At 62.1% G+C, this 15013-nt stretch carries 13 protein-coding genes, 4 tRNA genes and 1 riboswitch; of the genes, 6 read left to right on the top strand and 11 right to left on the bottom strand.

The features are described 5' to 3' along the window. Positions 1-37: 37 nt before the first annotated feature. From PspS35_RS19640 to uvrB, 9 genes are all read right to left on the bottom strand, one after another. A complete protein-coding gene (locus tag PspS35_RS19640) occupies positions 38-472 on the bottom strand; it encodes a thioesterase family protein (protein ID WP_159936420.1) in 435 nt (144 codons plus the stop codon). 41 nt (positions 473-513) lie between these two features. After that, complete coding sequence (locus PspS35_RS19645) at positions 514-1347, bottom strand: alpha/beta fold hydrolase (RefSeq protein WP_159936421.1); 834 nt, start codon at positions 1345-1347, stop codon at positions 514-516. A gap of 16 nt (positions 1348-1363) precedes the next feature. Beyond that, positions 1364-1903 (bottom strand): TetR/AcrR family transcriptional regulator, encoded by a 540-nt coding sequence (locus PspS35_RS19650; RefSeq protein ID WP_159936422.1) that lies wholly within the window; start codon positions 1901-1903, stop codon positions 1364-1366. 183 nt (positions 1904-2086) lie between these two features. Beyond that, positions 2087-2162 (bottom strand) — tRNA-Glu (locus PspS35_RS19655). An 81-nt stretch (positions 2163-2243) separates the two neighbouring features. Further along, a tRNA-Ala gene (locus PspS35_RS19660) sits at positions 2244-2319 on the bottom strand. Positions 2320-2369: 50 nt separating this feature from the next. After that, positions 2370-2445 (bottom strand) — tRNA-Glu (locus PspS35_RS19665). 78 nt (positions 2446-2523) lie between these two features. Continuing rightward, positions 2524-2599: transfer RNA gene (locus PspS35_RS19670), tRNA-Ala, on the bottom strand. Between the two features lie 147 nt (positions 2600-2746). Further along, positions 2747-4228 carry a glutamate--tRNA ligase gene (gene gltX / locus PspS35_RS19675; protein ID WP_150677355.1) on the bottom strand — a complete coding sequence of 494 codons (1482 nt, stop codon included), beginning with the start codon at positions 4226-4228 and terminating at the stop codon, positions 2747-2749. 181 nt (positions 4229-4409) lie between these two features. Continuing rightward, positions 4410-6425, bottom strand: coding sequence for an excinuclease ABC subunit UvrB (gene uvrB, locus PspS35_RS19680; protein WP_159936423.1), 2016 nt, complete (start codon positions 6423-6425; stop codon positions 4410-4412). 342 nt (positions 6426-6767) lie between these two features. Between uvrB and PspS35_RS19685 the strand changes: the two genes are divergently transcribed. Both PspS35_RS19685 and PspS35_RS19690 read left to right on the top strand, forming a co-directional pair. Further along, positions 6768-7964 (top strand): amino acid aminotransferase, encoded by a 1197-nt coding sequence (locus tag PspS35_RS19685; protein ID WP_159936424.1) that lies wholly within the window; start codon positions 6768-6770, stop codon positions 7962-7964. Between the two features lie 100 nt (positions 7965-8064). After that, a complete protein-coding gene (locus PspS35_RS19690; protein WP_017138724.1) occupies positions 8065-8274 on the top strand; it encodes a hypothetical protein in 210 nt (69 codons plus the stop codon). Between the two features lie 45 nt (positions 8275-8319). Here the strand turns inward: PspS35_RS19690 and PspS35_RS19695 are convergent, their stop codons facing one another. Continuing rightward, positions 8320-9192, bottom strand: coding sequence for a LysR family transcriptional regulator (locus tag PspS35_RS19695; protein ID WP_159936425.1), 873 nt, complete (start codon positions 9190-9192; stop codon positions 8320-8322). 104 nt (positions 9193-9296) lie between these two features. Here PspS35_RS19695 and PspS35_RS19700 point away from each other — a divergent pair, with 104 nt between their 5' ends. The 4 genes from PspS35_RS19700 (at position 9297) to PspS35_RS19715 (ending at position 13852) form a co-directional block, all read left to right on the top strand. Then, on the top strand, positions 9297-10679 hold the full coding sequence (locus PspS35_RS19700; RefSeq protein WP_159936426.1) for an aldehyde dehydrogenase family protein: 1383 nt from the start codon (positions 9297-9299) through the stop codon (positions 10677-10679). Between the two features lie 91 nt (positions 10680-10770). Then, positions 10771-10965, top strand: a riboswitch (cobalamin riboswitch). A gap of 114 nt (positions 10966-11079) precedes the next feature. After that, on the top strand, positions 11080-12090 hold the full coding sequence (locus PspS35_RS19705; RefSeq protein WP_159936427.1) for an ABC transporter substrate-binding protein: 1011 nt from the start codon (positions 11080-11082) through the stop codon (positions 12088-12090). Next, positions 12087-13091, top strand: coding sequence for an iron ABC transporter permease (locus PspS35_RS19710; protein WP_159936428.1), 1005 nt, complete (start codon positions 12087-12089; stop codon positions 13089-13091). The genes PspS35_RS19705 and PspS35_RS19710 overlap by 4 nt, the downstream gene beginning before the upstream one ends. Next, a complete protein-coding gene (locus tag PspS35_RS19715) occupies positions 13088-13852 on the top strand; it encodes an ABC transporter ATP-binding protein (RefSeq protein WP_159936429.1) in 765 nt (254 codons plus the stop codon). Before PspS35_RS19710 ends, PspS35_RS19715 begins: the two co-directional genes overlap by 4 nt. Before the next feature lie 672 nt (positions 13853-14524). Here PspS35_RS19715 and PspS35_RS19720 read toward each other — a convergent pair. Continuing rightward, complete coding sequence (locus PspS35_RS19720; RefSeq protein ID WP_159936430.1) at positions 14525-15013, bottom strand: GNAT family N-acetyltransferase; 489 nt, start codon at positions 15011-15013, stop codon at positions 14525-14527.

Below are 15013 nucleotides of genomic sequence, written 5' to 3' on the forward strand. Positions count from 1 at the left end.
ATCGTGGCGCAGTTTACTGGGTTTCCCACAGCAACCGTTAACCCCCTGTCAGGGCAGGGCCATAACCGTCGAGAAACTGCGCCGGCATGCGCTTGGGCTTGCCGCTGGACAACTCAATACACACGAAGGTGGTTTGCGCACGCAGCAGGGTTACACCGTCACACGGGCGGACCAGTTGAAAGCGGCGGGTCATTTTCAGGCGCTGGTCCCAATCGACGATCCAGGTGGCCAGTTGCAATTCGTCGCCTTCATAGCCGGCGGCCAGGTAGTCAATCTCATGGCGCACCACGGCCATGGCGCGGTCCAGGCGGCGATACTCGGTCAGGTCCAGCCCCAGCCGCTGGGAATGGCGCCAGGCGCAACGCTCCAGCCACGACACGTACACCGCGTTGTTGGCGTGCCCCAGCCCGTCGATGTCTTCAGGGGCAACCTGCAGATCGATGATAAACGGCGTTGCCAAATCCCAGCCCATGCCTTGCTCCCGGTCGATTAATGTCGGCGGGCAGCAGTGTATCAGGCACGTTGCCGCGCCTGTAGACAGCAGCCCGCCAACAGCGCCAGCACGCCGTCGATCACCCGAGGATCGGCCAGCACTTTTTGGTGCCCGCCCTGCTCCAGGCGCAGCAGGCGGCTGTCGAACCAGGCGTCATGGATGGCTTGCGAGGCGTTGACAGGCACAAAGGTATCGTCTTCGGCGTGCACGATCAGCCCGGGGATATTCATCTGGTAGTGCGCCACATCCAAATGCTTGAGCGGCATTCCGAACGCGTGCTCCACCTCCTGGATAAACGCCGACCGCGCCCGCGCCGGCAAACCGACCATGTGGGTAAAACCGCGCAGCACATCCAGGAAGCGCGACGGCGCAGCAATACTGACCAGCGCCTGGGTGCGCAACCCCAACTGCACCGCCAGCATCGCACTGGCGCCGCCCATGGAGTGACCGACCACCGCATGCAGCGGCGGCAACTCGGCAGCGGCTTCAAGCATGGCACGGGCAAACAGCAACACATGGGCCTCACGCCCCGGTGAGCGCCCGTGGGCAGGACCATCCAACGCAATCACAGAATAGCCGTTGTCGACCAGGGCGGTGATCAGGCTGGCGAACTGAGTGGGTCGGCCTTCCCAGCCATGCATCAACAAGACAGCAGGGCCTTGCCCCCAGCGCAGGGCCGACAAGCCGAAGCGCAATGTGATGCGCTCCGATTGCGCCAGCAGCGGCAACTCCCAGTCGCGGGGAGGCAGGTCGCGCGGCGTCATGAAGGCACGACGCATCTTGCTCGCCACCGTCTGTGGCGCCAAGTGCCCCAGCGTGCCGTTGAAACGACGAATCCAGGTTAACGTGCCCATTGCGCGAGCCCTCTTCCTATCGCACAGCCGACTTGGCAGCGCGCAACACTCGATCCGACAGTTCACCCGGCCCCAAGGCACGGGCCAACGCCAAGCCACCAATCATCAGGGCCATGTCAGCCAAGGCCTTGTCTGTATCTTCGGGCGTGGCGGCGAGTTGCGCGGCCATCAGCTCCACATGCTCGTTCAGCGCGTCGCGGAAGGTGTCCGGCAAGCGAGCCATCTCACCGACGGTCGCTGGGATCGGACAGGCCTGGGCCGTAGAGTCCCGATGCTTGCGCGACAGATAAAACGCCGCCACCAGCCCCCTGCGCTCTTCGCCGGTCAATTGCGCGTCCATGTCGTCGATGGATGCACGGCGCCGCGCCAGCAGCTGTGTAAAGGCCTCCAGCATCAGCGCATCCTTGCTTTCAAAGTGCGCGTAGAAACCACCGACGGTCAGCCCCGCCGCGCCCATGACTTCGCCAACGCTCGGCTCAGCCGGGCCGCGCTGGATCAACGCGGCACTGGCGGCCTGCAGAATGCGTTCGCGGGTTTGTGCTTTTTTATCGCTCATCAAAACCTCCAACTCTCATGGGTTGAATATTATTACCATAATAATATTTAGCAAGCGACAGGCGTGACCACTGGTCAGAACAGCAAGAAAGGAAGTGAGAGGAGAATTGGCCAAACGCCAGACAAACAAAAGGGCCATTCAATAATTGAATGACCCTTAAAAATCCCGCAGAGCGGGTAATCGTGGCGTCCCCTAGGGGACTCGAACCCCTGTTACCGCCGTGAAAGGGCGGTGTCCTAGGCCACTAGACGAAGGGGACACAAACCTTCTATACAACTGATCAGCGCTGAGAACTGATCGATTCAAGGACGGTGTGGCCAGAACCTTGAACCTGTAAAATTGGTGGAGCTAAACGGGATCGAACCGTTGACCTCTTGCATGCCATGCAAGCGCTCTCCCAGCTGAGCTATAGCCCCGGATTTTTCGCCTCGCGGCGCAGCAGACCTTTCGAGCTGCTTGTTGAAACTGGCGTCCCCTAGGGGACTCGAACCCCTGTTACCGCCGTGAAAGGGCGGTGTCCTAGGCCACTAGACGAAGGGGACAAAACCTTCTGCACAACTGATCAGAGCTGAGTTCTGATCGATTCAAGGACGGTGTGGCCAGACCTTGAACCTGTAAATTGGTGGAGCTAAACGGGATCGAACCGTTGACCTCTTGCATGCCATGCAAGCGCTCTCCCAGCTGAGCTATAGCCCCTCATCGGTGAGGACGGGGCGAATCTTAATGGCGGTTTGGAAGTGTGTCAAATTTATTTTCAACATTTTCCAAAGTTTTTTGCCGGGATAACAATCACTTACCGTCGAAACCCCGGAAAACCGGGGTTTCGACGTTACAACAGCGTACTTAAGCGATAGCGCCCAGCAGCTTTTCCCACTCTTTGTTTTCTTTCTTCGACACACCGCCAAGCAAATCAAGGGCTTGGCGCAGACGGAAACGGGTGAGGTCCGGGCCGAGAATTTCCATCGCATCGAGCACCGACACCGAACTGGCCTGCCCGGTGATCGCGGCGAACATCAGCGGCATGGCATCGCGCAACTTCAACTCCAGGGATTCCACCACCGCCTGGATCGTCGCAGTGATCGCATCCTTCTCCCACTGACGCAGGCTTTCGAGCTTCCACAGGATCAACTGCATCAACTGGCGAACCTGATCGCCCGAGAGTTTCTTGGACTCGAACAGCTTGGCATCCGGGTTCACGCCCCCGGCAAAGAAGAAACTCGCCAACGGTGCGACCTGGCTGAACGTCTCCACCCTGCCCTGCACCAACGGCGCGATCTTCATCATGTACTCAGGGTTCAACGCCCATTGCTGCACGCGGCTGGCGAACTCTTCCACCGGCAAGTCACGCAGCCACTGGCCATTGAGCCACGACAGCTTCTCGACATCAAAAATCGGCCCGCCCAGGGACACGCGAGACAGGTCGAAGTTGTCGACCATTTCCTGCAGCGAGAACTTCTCGCGCTCGTCCGGCATCGACCAGCCCATGCGGCCCAGGTAGTTGAGCATCGCTTCGGGCATGAAGCCCATGCGCTCGTAGAAGGTCACCGACGTCGGGTTCTTGCGCTTGGACAGCTTGCTCTTGTCCGGATTGCGCAGCAGCGGCATGTAGCACAGCTGCGGCTGCTCCCAACCGAAGTATTCGTAGAGCAGGATCAGTTTCGGCGCCGACGGCAGCCATTCTTCGCCACGCAGCACATGGGTGATGCCCATCAGGTGATCGTCCACCACGTTGGCCAGGAAGTACGTCGGCAGGCCGTCGGTCTTCATCAGCACTTGCATGTCCATGCGGTCCCACGGGATCTCGACGTCACCGCGCAACATGTCCGGCACTACGCAAACGCCTTCGCTCGGCACTTTCATGCGGATAACGTGCGGTTCGCCGGCTGCCAGGCGTTGGGCCACTTCTTCCTTGGACAGCAGCAGCGCACGGCCGTCGTAGCGTGGGGTTTCGCCACGGGCCTGTTGCTCGGCGCGCATCTGGTCGAGTTCTTCGGCGGTACAGAAGCACGGGAACGCATGGCCCATGTCGACCAGTTGCTGGGTGTACTGCTTGTAGATGTCGCTGCGCTCGCTCTGGCGATACGGCCCGTGCGGGCCGCCGACGTCCGGCCCTTCGGCCCAGGTGATGCCCAGCCAACGCAAGGCATCGAAAATCTGCTGTTCCGACTCGCGGGTGGAGCGCAGTTGGTCGGTGTCCTCGATCCGCAGGATGAATTCACCACCGTGCTGCTTGGCAAAGCAGTAGTTGAACAAGGCGATGTAGGCAGTGCCGACGTGGGGATCCCCAGTAGGCGATGGCGCGATGCGCGTGCGGACGGTGGTCATGGCAGGTCTCGAATGGGCGATAAAACTGAAAATTGAAACAAGGGGCGAATGGTAACAGCCTGGGGGATTTCTGGAAAACCGAGGCGCGGCTATCGGGGGCAAGCCCCCTCCCACATTGATTTGCGAATACCGTCAAATGTGGGGGGCTTGCTCCCGATGAGGCCAGTGGCATCACCGTCAATCAGACAGCCAGCAACCGCTCGCGCAACTTGCCAATCTCATCCCGCGTCTGCGCCGCCGCCTCAAACTCCAGATCCCGCGCCAACTGGTACATCTTCTCTTCCAACTGGCGGATCCGCTTGGTGATCTCACTCGGCGAGCGCAGTTCGTTCTCGTACTTGGCGCTTTCCTCGGCGGCCTTGGCCATGCCCTTGCGCTTCTTGCTGCGCGAGCCGGGCACCACCGCGCCTTCCATGATGTCGGCGACGTCCTTGAACACACCTTTAGGCGTAATACCGTGCTCCAGGTTGAACGCGATCTGCTTGTCGCGACGACGCTGGGTCTCGCCAATCGCCCGCTCCATCGAGCCGGTGATGCGGTCCGCGTAGAGAATCGCCCGACCATTGAGGTTACGCGCCGCCCGGCCGATGGTCTGGATCAGCGAGCGCTCGGAACGCAAGAAACCTTCCTTGTCCGCATCGAGAATCGCCACCAGCGACACTTCCGGCATGTCCAACCCTTCACGCAGCAGGTTGATCCCCACCAACACGTCAAACACACCCAGGCGCAGGTCGCGGATGATCTCCACGCGCTCCACGGTGTCGATGTCCGAGTGCAGGTAGCGCACGCGCACGCCGTGGTCGGCCAGGTAGTCGGTCAAGTCTTCGGACATGCGCTTGGTCAGCGTGGTGACCAGCACCCGCTCTTCCAGCGCCACGCGCTTGTTGATTTCCGAGAGCAGGTCGTCGACCTGGGTCAGCGCCGGGCGGATTTCGATTTGCGGGTCCACAAGACCGGTCGGGCGCACCAGTTGCTCGATCACGCGGCCGGCATGCTCGGCCTCATAGTTACCCGGTGTGGCCGAGACAAAGATGGTCTGCGGGCTGATGGCTTCCCATTCGTCAAAACGCATCGGCCGGTTATCCAGCGCCGACGGCAGGCGAAACCCATATTCCACCAATGTTTCTTTACGCGAACGGTCGCCTTTATACATCGCGCCCACCTGCGGCACGCTGACGTGGGATTCGTCGATCACCAGCAGCGCGTCGTCCGGCAGGTAGTCGTAAAGTGTGGGCGGCGGCGCACCGGAGTCACGCCCCGAGAGGTAGCGCGAGTAGTTTTCGATGCCGTTGCAGTAGCCCAGCTCCAGGATCATCTCCAGGTCAAAGCGCGTGCGCTGCTCCAGGCGCTGGGCTTCCACCAGCTTATTGTTGGCGCGCAGGTACTCCAGGCGCTCGGCCAACTCCACCTTGATGCCCTCGATGGCGCCCATCAGGGTTTCACGCGGCGTTACGTAGTGGCTTTTCGGATAGAAGGTGAAACGCGGCAGCTTGCGGATCACCTCGCCAGTCAACGGGTCGAAGGCCGAGAGGCTTTCGACTTCATCGTCGAACAACTCGATGCGGATCGCTTCCAGGTCGGATTCGGCCGGGTAGATGTCGATCACATCGCCACGCACACGGAAGGTGGCGCGGGCAAAATCCATGTCGTTGCGGGTGTACTGCAAGCTGGTCAAGCGGCGCAGCAACTCGCGCTGGTCGAGTTTGTCGCCACGGTCCACGTGCAGCACCATCTTCAAATAAGCTTCCGGGCTGCCCAGGCCGTAGATGCACGACACCGTGGTGACGATGATCGCGTCCTTGCGCTCCAGCAACGCCTTGGTCGCTGACAGACGCATCTGTTCGATATGGTCGTTGATCGACGCATCCTTCTCGATAAACGTATCGGAGGACGGCACATAGGCTTCGGGCTGGTAGTAGTCGTAGTAGGAAACGAAGTATTCCACCGCGTTGTTCGGGAAGAACGCCTTGAACTCGCCGTAGAGCTGCGCGGCCAGGGTCTTGTTGGGCGCCAGCACCAGCGTGGGCCGGTTGATCTGCGCGATCACGTTGGCAATGCTGAAGGTCTTGCCCGAACCGGTCACCCCGAGCAACGTCTGGTGGGCCAGGCCGGCCTCGATGCCTTCGACCATCTGGCGAATGGCTTCCGGCTGATCGCCAGCGGGTTCAAAGCGGGTGACTAGTTGGAAATCCGACATAACGTACCTCTTGAAGTCACCCCGGACTGTAAACCCGTCGGGGACGAAATAGACCACCACCCGCGAAGATTCAGAGCGGGCAGTAGGAAAAAACCATGATAGCTGTAGAAGTGGTGGCGAATGTGACGGGTTTCAAGGCAATCGTCCTGCCCGGCGTTGTCGGCCAATGCTGCAATAAGACTAACGGTCAGCAAATAAACCGAAAAACTTGGCCGAAAAGCCGTTTAGGTTGTCGCCCTCAGCCGTGATGGCCTCTATACTAGCTCCCCGTTTGTGCACCGCTCTAGTGCATTCGGCTGGAGCGCGACACGTCCCTCCTTTCCCCCATAGAGCTGCCGCAAAATGAGCCTGTTCTCCGCTGTCGAAATGGCACCACGCGATCCTATCCTGGGCCTCAACGAAGCATTCAACGCCGATACACGAACCACCAAGGTCAACCTTGGCGTGGGCGTTTACTGCAACGAGGAGGGGAAGATTCCACTCTTGCGTGCCGTTGCCGAAGCGGAAGCCATTCGCGTGGCGCAACACGCCGCCCGTGGCTACTTGCCGATCGACGGTATCGCCGCCTACGACAAGGCCGTGCAAACCCTGCTGTTCGGTAACGACTCGCCGCTGCTCGAAGCCGGCCGTGTCGTGACCGTCCAGGCCGTTGGTGGCACCGGCGCCCTGAAGATCGGCGCTGACTTCCTCAAGCAACTGCTGCCCGACGCCGTCGTCGCCATCAGCGACCCGAGCTGGGAAAACCACCGCGCACTGTTTGAAACCGCTGGTTTCCCGGTGCAGAACTACCGCTACTACGACGCTGCCACCCACGACGTAAACCGCGCCGGCCTGCTCGAAGACCTCAACGCCCTGCCGCCACAGTCCATCGTGGTGCTGCACGCCTGCTGCCACAACCCGACCGGCGTCGACCTGAGCCCGGCCGACTGGCAAAACGTGCTGGACGTGGTCAAGGCAAAGAACCTGGTGCCGTTCCTCGACATGGCCTACCAGGGCTTCGGCGACGGCATCCACGAAGACGCCGCTGCCGTGCGCCTGTTCGCTGAATCGGGCCTGACCTTCTTTGTGTCCAGCTCGTTCTCCAAGTCGTTCTCCCTGTACGGCGAACGCGTGGGCGCGCTGTCCATCGTTGGCGACTCCAAGGAAGAAAGCGCGCGCATCCTGTCCCAGGTCAAGCGTGTGATCCGCACCAACTACTCCAACCCGCCGACCCACGGCGCTGCGATTGTGGCCGCCGTGCTCAACAACCCTGAGCTGCGCGCCCAGTGGGAAGCCGAACTGGCCGAAATGCGCCTGCGCATCCGTGGCATGCGTGAGCAGATGGTCGCCGAACTGGCCAAGGCCGCACCGGGCCACGACTTCAGCTTCGTCGGCCGCCAGCGTGGGATGTTCTCCTACTCCGGCCTGACCGTTGAGCAAGTCACCCGTTTGCGTACCGAGTTTGGCATCTACGCGCTGGACACCGGGCGTATCTGTGTGGCGGCGCTGAACCAGTCGAACATTGGTGCGGTCACACAGGCAATCGTCCAGGTGCTGTAAACCTGTAGCCGTTGCACAAGGAGGGGAAGCCGATGGCTTCCCCTTTTTCGTCTCCAGCCCCTAGACTGAACCCTGACCGCCCCTTTGCTGTGAGAGCCCTATGCGAAACGATGACCTGGACCTGCGCGCCGACCGCGACGAGTTGCACGACTACACCCCGCGCGCGCCGCAAGCCAAACGCCAGAAAAGCCTGGTGCTGCAAGTGGCGCTGGGCGTGTTCCTCGGCGGCTTGGCGTTGTGGTTGGTGCAATTGGGCGCGACGGCAATCATGGCCAAACTGGCCATGGGCACCCTGCAATTTGGCGGCTGATGAAGATCAAAATGTGGGAGCGGCAAGCCCCCTCCCACATTGGATTCAGGTGGCAACCAACCCGCGCTCTTCCAGCAGCTTCACAAAGCTGCTCAAACTCTGCGACACCGTCCCCCGCCGCCAGATCAACCACGTATTGAGCACGCGAAAACTGTCCATCAACGGCCACACGCTCACCGCCGCAAACCCCGGCATGCTTTCCAGCATGCTGCGTGGCATCAGCGCCAGCCCAGCCCCGGCGCTGACGCAGGCGAGCATGCCGTGGTAGGACTCGATCTCGAAAATCTTGCCCGGCACCGCACCATCCTGTGAAAACCAACGCTCGAAGTGATGGCGGTACGAGCAATTGGAGCGAAACGTATAAATGTTCTCGCCGTTCACCTCCTGCCCCCGAGTGATCGGCGCATGGTGCAGCGGTGCGATCACCACCATCTCCTCCTCGAACACCGCCACGCCTTCAAGGGTCGAGTGCAGCACCGGGCCATCGACAAACGCGGCCGTCAGCCGACCCGACAGCACGCCCTCAATCATGGTGCCTGACGGCCCAGTGCTCAGGTCCAGCTCGACCTTGGTGTGCTTCTGGTTATACGCCGCCAGCAACGCCGGAATGCGCACCGCGGCGGTACTTTCCAGCGAGCCAAGGGCAAAGGCCCCCTGGGGCTCCTCCCCCGCCACCGTGGCGCGGGCTTCTTGCACCAGGTCGAGGATGCGCCGCGCATAGCCGAGGAAATTCCATCCGGCCGGTGACAGCCGCAGGCGGCTCTTTTCGCGGATAAACAGCGCCACACCGAGATCCTGCTCCAGTTGCTTGATCCGCGTGGTCAGGTTCGACGGCACGCGATGAATCAACTGCGCCGCGGCGCTGATGCTGCCCTGCTCGGCAACGGCCTTGAAGATTTCCAGCTGCACCAGATCCAAGTCATTCTCCAATCGTGAACGTATTGCTTAATATTATTCACTTTCCAGAAAAGAACCAGCCCCGTACGCTGACCTCCATCCCAACGTACACGCAGGACGGTGCCATGAACGCGACTACCCACGCCTTATCGATCAACCCGGCCAACGGCGAAACGGTCGGCAGCTACCCATACGAAACCGCGTCGCAGCTGGACGCCGCCCTCAACCGCGCCACCGCCGCCTTCCGCACCTGGCGCCGCCAGCCGGTGAGCCAGCGCGCAGAATTACTGCTGGCCCTGGCCGCCGCCCTGCGCGAGCAAGCCGAAACAATGGCGCAGATGATCACCCTGGAGATGGGCAAACCCATCGCCCAGGCCCGTGCCGAAATCGAAAAGTGCGCGCAACTGAGCGAATGGTACGCCGCCCAAGGCCCGGCCATGCTTGCCCCGGAACCGACCCTGGTGGACAACGGCACGGCCCATATCGAATACCGCCCACTGGGCCCGATCCTCGCCGTGATGCCGTGGAACTTCCCGGTATGGCAAGTGCTGCGCGGCGCCGTGCCGACGCTGCTGGCCGGCAACACCTACGTGCTCAAACACGCGCCAAACGTGATGGGCAGCGCCTACCTGATCCAGCAAGCCTTCCAGAAAGCGGGGTTTGCCGACGGCATGTTTGAAGTGATCAACGTGACCACCGACGGCGTATCCCAAGCCATCGCCGACCCACGCATCGCCGCCGTGACCCTCACCGGCAGCGTGCGCGCCGGTATCGCCATCGGCTCCCAGGCCGGTGCCGCGCTGAAAAAATGTGTGCTGGAACTGGGCGGCTCCGACCCGTTCATCGTGCTCAACGACGCCGACCTCGACGCCGCCGTGCAAGCTGCACTGATCGGCCGCTTCCAGAACAGCGGCCAAGTCTGCGCCGCCGCCAAGCGCCTGATCATCGAAGAAGGCGTGGCTGAAGCCTTCACCGCCAAATTCGTCGAAGCCAGCCGCGCCTTGGTCATGGGCGACCCCACCTCAGCCACCACCTACATCGGTCCAATGGCCCGCTTCGACCTGCGCGATGAACTGCACGGCCAAGTCCAGGCCACCCTGGAAGAAGGCGCGACCCTGCTGCTGGGCGGCGATAAAGTCCCAGGCAGCGGCAACTACTACGCGCCGACCGTGCTGGCCAACGTCACCGACCAGATGACCTCGTTCAAACAGGAACTGTTCGGCCCGGTTGCCTCGATCATCACCGCCCGCGACGCCGACCACGCCGTGGCCCTGGCCAATGACAGCGAGTTCGGCCTCACCGCCAGCATCTTCACTGCCGACGCGGCAAAAGCGCGGGATATCGGCAACCAGCTGGAAACCGGCGGGATCTTCGTCAACGCCTTCAGCGTCTCCGACCCACGTGTGGCGTTTGGTGGCGTGAAAAAGAGCGGGTTTGGCCGCGAGCTGTCGCACTTTGGCGTACGCGAGTTCTGCAATGCGCAGACCGTGTGGCTCGATCGCAAGTAACGCCGAGCCCTCACGGGCTCGACAGCTCCCCCCAACGAGGCGGTTATATGCGTTCCCGCCTCGTTTGACGCTCCCCCTGGGCAACGCGATCGACTACCATACCGCCGCCGGTTCCCCCACGGGACTAATAGGGAATTCGAAACGCCGCCCACGGCGCCAATCGAAACTGCCCCCGCAACTGTAGGTGCTGAGCCTGCTCCTTAACGCCACTGGACCCTGTCCGGGAAGGCCGGAGCGTGGCGACGACGCATCAGTCAGGAGACCTGCCGGCCCAGCACAATCACTAACCGGCGGGGTGTCCGGGAAGGACATCCTTGCCTGCCCGACCGGCAGCGTTCGAGGGCGTATTTCCGAGCCGTACTGCCCCTGCTTCACGTATGGTTCAAACGGAGATCGCCCCATGCTGCCACGCGTTACTGCCCTGATCACCGGCCTGGGTTTCTGTGCCCTGGCCCACGCGGCGCCCACTCACTACCCGTTGACCGTTGAAAACTGCGGCAGCGCCGTGACCTTCCAGCAAACCCCGGCGCGCAGCGTGACCATCGGCCAGGCCGCCACCGAAATGCTGTATGCCCTGGGCGTCGGCGATAAAGTGGTCGGCACCTCGCTGTGGTTCAACAACGTACTGCCCCAATACAAGGCGCAGAACGATAAAATCGAACGCCTGGCCAACAATGAGCCGAGCTTCGAAGCCGTGATCGCCAAGCGCCCGCAACTGGTGGCGGCCGAGCTGGAATGGGTAGTCGGCCCGCAAGGTGTGGTGGGTACGCGTGAGCAGTTCCACGAGCTGAAGATCCCCACCTACCTGCTGCCCTCCGACTGCGAAGGCAAAGACAACCTGGTGGGCGCCGACGGTACGCGGCTGGAGCCGTTTCGCATCGAAACCATCTACAAAAGCATCCGCCAACTGGCCGAGATTTTCGACGTACAGGCTCGCGGCCAACAGCTGAACGACGACCTCAAGGCACGCCTGGCCAAGTCCGTCGCCACCGTGCAGAGCAAAGGCCTCAAGCACGCCAGCGCACTGGTGTGGTTCTCCAGTTCAGAGATGACCAGCGACCCGTACGTGGCCGGCCACAAGGGCATCCCCGAATTCATGCTGGACACCCTCGGCCTGCACAACGTGGTGCAGTCCGATGAAGAGTGGCCCACCGTCGGCTGGGAAACCATCGCCAAGGCCAACCCGACCTTCCTGGTGATCGCCCGCATGGACCGTCGCCGCTACCCTGCCGATGACCACGAGAAGAAACTCGCCTTCCTGCGCAGCGACCCGGTCACGCGCAACATGGACGCCGTCAAAAACAACCGCATCATCATCCTCGATGCCCTGGCGCTGCAGGCCAGCATCCGCATGTTCGACGGCCTTGAACAACTGGCCGGCGCCATCGACGGCTACGACCTGTCCAAATGATCCGCACCCTACTCGCCCTGACGCTGCTGTTGATCGCCTTACTCGCCGGCGTGGCCATCGGCGAAACGGCCATCGAACCGCAGGTGGTGCTGCAAGTGCTCGCCAACAAACTGTGGAACGCCGGCTACGTACTGGACCCGATCGACGAAGGCGTGGTGTGGAACTACCGCCTGACCCGCGCCCTGGTCGCCGCCGCGTGCGGCGCGGGGCTGGCCACCTGCGGGGTGATCCTGCAGTCGCTGCTGCGCAACCCGTTGGCCGATCCGTACCTGTTGGGCATCAGCGCCGGCGCCTCGACCGGGGCGGTGCTGGTGGCACTGATGGGCGTGGGCGGCGGGTTGATATCGCTGTCGGCCGGCGCGTTTGTCGGCGCCATGGCGGCGTTTGCCCTGGTGATTCTGCTGGCACGGGCCAGCGGCTCGGTGAGCGGCACCGGCCAGATCATCCTCGCGGGCATCGCCGGTTCGCAGCTGTTCAATGCGCTCACCGCATTCTTGATCACCAAGTCGGCCAGTTCCGAGCAGGCCCGCGGCATCATGTTCTGGTTGCTGGGCAACCTCAGCGGCGTGCGCTGGCCGTCGGTGTGGCTGGCAGTGCCGGTGGCGGTCGCCGGCTTGGCGGTGTGCCTGTGGCACCGTCGTGCGCTGGATGCATTCACCTTCGGCAGCGACTCGGCGGCGTCCCTGGGCATCCCGGTGCGCCGTGTGCAATTTGTGCTGGTGGGCTGCGCCGCGCTCGTCACGGCGGTGATGGTGTCGATCGTCGGCTCCATCGGCTTTGTCGGTCTGGTGATCCCCCACGCCGTGCGCCTGCTGCTCGGCACCGGGCACTCGCGCTTGCTGCCGGCCAGTGCCTTGGGCGGCGCATTGTTTTTGATCGCAGCGGATGTACTGTCGCGCACCTTGATCAAAGGCCAGGTGATTCCGGTGGGCGTGGTCACGGCCTTGGTCGGCGCACCGGTGTTTGCGTTGATCCTGATCGGCCGGAGGAACGCACGATGAGCGTACTCAGTTGCACCGGCCTGGGCTTCAAAGTGCGCGACGCCGAATTGCTGCGCGACATTCACCTGGAGGTGCAGTTGGGCGAGACCTTGGGGATTGTCGGCCCGAACGGCTCGGGTAAATCCACCTTGCTCAAACTGCTGGCGGGCTTGCGCGCACCGGCGTCAGGTGAGGTGCGGCTTGGGAGTGCGCGTTTGGGCGAACTGTCGCGCCGCGCCATCGCACAACAACTGGCGGTGGTGGAACAACAGGCCGACACCGACGACGCCATCCGCGTGTTCGATGCCGTGGCACTGGGCCGCACGCCGTGGCTGTCGGCGCTGAGCCCGTGGTCCAGCGACGATCACGCCATCGTAGTCCAGGCCCTGCACGATGTGGACGCCACGCACCTGAGCCAACGCGCCTGGCGCAGCCTTTCCGGCGGCGAACGCCAACGCGTGCACATCGCCCGGGCCCTGGCGCAACGGCCGCAGATTCTGTTGCTGGATGAGCCGACCAACCATTTGGATATCCAGCATCAACTGGCGATCTTGAAAGGCGTGCAGGGGTTGCCCGTGACAACGTTGATTGCGCTGCATGATCTTAACCAGGCGCTGACCTGTGATCGCCTGGCGGTGTTGGATCGCGGGCGCTTGGTGGCACTGGGCACACCGCTGCAAGTGCTGACGCCACAGCGCTTGCAGGACACGTTTGGGGTGCAGGGGCATTACCTGACCGACCCGTTTGATGGGGCGCAGATATTGCGGTTGCGTTCTAACTGAGTCACTAGGGTTGTTATGGCTGATGAGTCCTTTGTGACAGTTGGGCCTATTTTGGCATGTGAGCTCTTTGTGGCACCTTGGCCTGCTGCGGCACATGAGCTCTTTGTGGGATGTGAGTTCTTTGGGGCTTGAGAGCTCTTTGTGACATGTGAGTGCTTTGTGGCTTGCGAGCTCTTTGTGGTGAGCGGGCTTGCCCCGCGCTGGGCTGCGAAGCAGCCCCACTAAGACCGCCGCGATTCTTCAGCAAAACCTCAGCGCATGGTTCGGGGGCCGCTTCGCAGCCCAGCGCGGGGCAAGCCCGCTCACCACAACGAGCCCGGTGCACACAACAGGCCTGCTCATCACAAAGGCCCGGGGCCACAACAGGCCTGCTCATCACAAAGGCCCAGTGACCAAAGCCCTATAAATACCGCTGCACAGGCGCTCTTTGTGACATGTGAGTGCTTTGTGGCTTGTAAGCTCTTTGTGGCATGTGAGCTCTTTGTGGTGAGCGGGCTTGCCCCGCGCTGGGCTGCGAAGCAGCCCCACTAAGACCGCCGCGATTCTTCAGCAAAACCTCAGCGCATGGTTCGGGGGCCGCTTCGCAGCCCAGCGCGGGGCAAGCCCGCTCACCACAACGAGCCCGGTGCGCACAACAGGCCTGCTCATCACAAATGCCCAGTGACCACAGCCCTATAAATGCCGCTGCATATGCGTCGTGCGCCACACTGGATCGTCCTCGACATCCACAATTTCAAAGCCTTGCCGCCCCCAAAAATCAATCGCACCCGGCAGGAACGGGTGGGTATGCAGGTACACCACGTCCACGCCATCCGCCCGCGCCGTGGCCTCTAATGCGCGATAGAGCTGCCCCGCCAGACCAAAGCGGCGAAAGGCCGGGCGTACAAACAGGCGTACCACTTCCACGGTCTTGCGGCCCTGGTAATTGAGCTGCGAAAAGCGGTTGTCGTAAGGCAAATAACCGATGGCTGCGACGATCTGATCGTCATCGCAAGCGACCAGAAAATGCCCGTCGCCCTGAAGGTAAGTGGCTTCAAATTGCGCCAGGTCAGCGGGCATGCCCGTGGCGCTGAGCTTGGGAAACAGCTCGGCGCGAGCCGCCAGGACGAAGGCCAGTACCTCGGGAATCTCAGCAACGGTGACCGTCTGGATGTTCATCAT

The organism is Pseudomonas sp. S35, from assembly GCF_009866765.1.
In the GTDB taxonomy this organism is placed as follows: Bacteria; Pseudomonadota; Gammaproteobacteria; order Pseudomonadales; family Pseudomonadaceae; genus Aquipseudomonas.

Excerpts from the sequence above, each read along its gene's own strand:
- PspS35_RS19640 (WP_159936420.1), bottom strand. The coding sequence starts at position 472 with ATGGGCTGGGATTTGGCAACGCCGTTTATCATCGATCTGCAGGTTGCC.
- PspS35_RS19645 (WP_159936421.1), bottom strand. The coding sequence starts at position 1,347 with ATGGGCACGTTAACCTGGATTCGTCGTTTCAACGGCACGCTGGGGCAC.
- PspS35_RS19650 (WP_159936422.1), bottom strand. The coding sequence starts at position 1,903 with ATGAGCGATAAAAAAGCACAAACCCGCGAACGCATTCTGCAGGCCGCC.
- gltX (WP_150677355.1), bottom strand. The coding sequence starts at position 4,228 with ATGACCACCGTCCGCACGCGCATCGCGCCATCGCCTACTGGGGATCCC.
- uvrB (WP_159936423.1), bottom strand. The coding sequence starts at position 6,425 with ATGTCGGATTTCCAACTAGTCACCCGCTTTGAACCCGCTGGCGATCAG.
- PspS35_RS19685 (WP_159936424.1), top strand. The coding sequence starts at position 6,768 with ATGAGCCTGTTCTCCGCTGTCGAAATGGCACCACGCGATCCTATCCTG.
- PspS35_RS19690 (WP_017138724.1), top strand. The coding sequence starts at position 8,065 with ATGCGAAACGATGACCTGGACCTGCGCGCCGACCGCGACGAGTTGCAC.
- PspS35_RS19700 (WP_159936426.1), top strand. The coding sequence starts at position 9,297 with ATGAACGCGACTACCCACGCCTTATCGATCAACCCGGCCAACGGCGAA.
- PspS35_RS19705 (WP_159936427.1), top strand. The coding sequence starts at position 11,080 with ATGCTGCCACGCGTTACTGCCCTGATCACCGGCCTGGGTTTCTGTGCC.
- PspS35_RS19710 (WP_159936428.1), top strand. The coding sequence starts at position 12,087 with ATGATCCGCACCCTACTCGCCCTGACGCTGCTGTTGATCGCCTTACTC.
- PspS35_RS19715 (WP_159936429.1), top strand. The coding sequence starts at position 13,088 with ATGAGCGTACTCAGTTGCACCGGCCTGGGCTTCAAAGTGCGCGACGCC.
- PspS35_RS19720 (WP_159936430.1), bottom strand. The coding sequence starts at position 15,013 with ATGATGAACATCCAGACGGTCACCGTTGCTGAGATTCCCGAGGTACTG.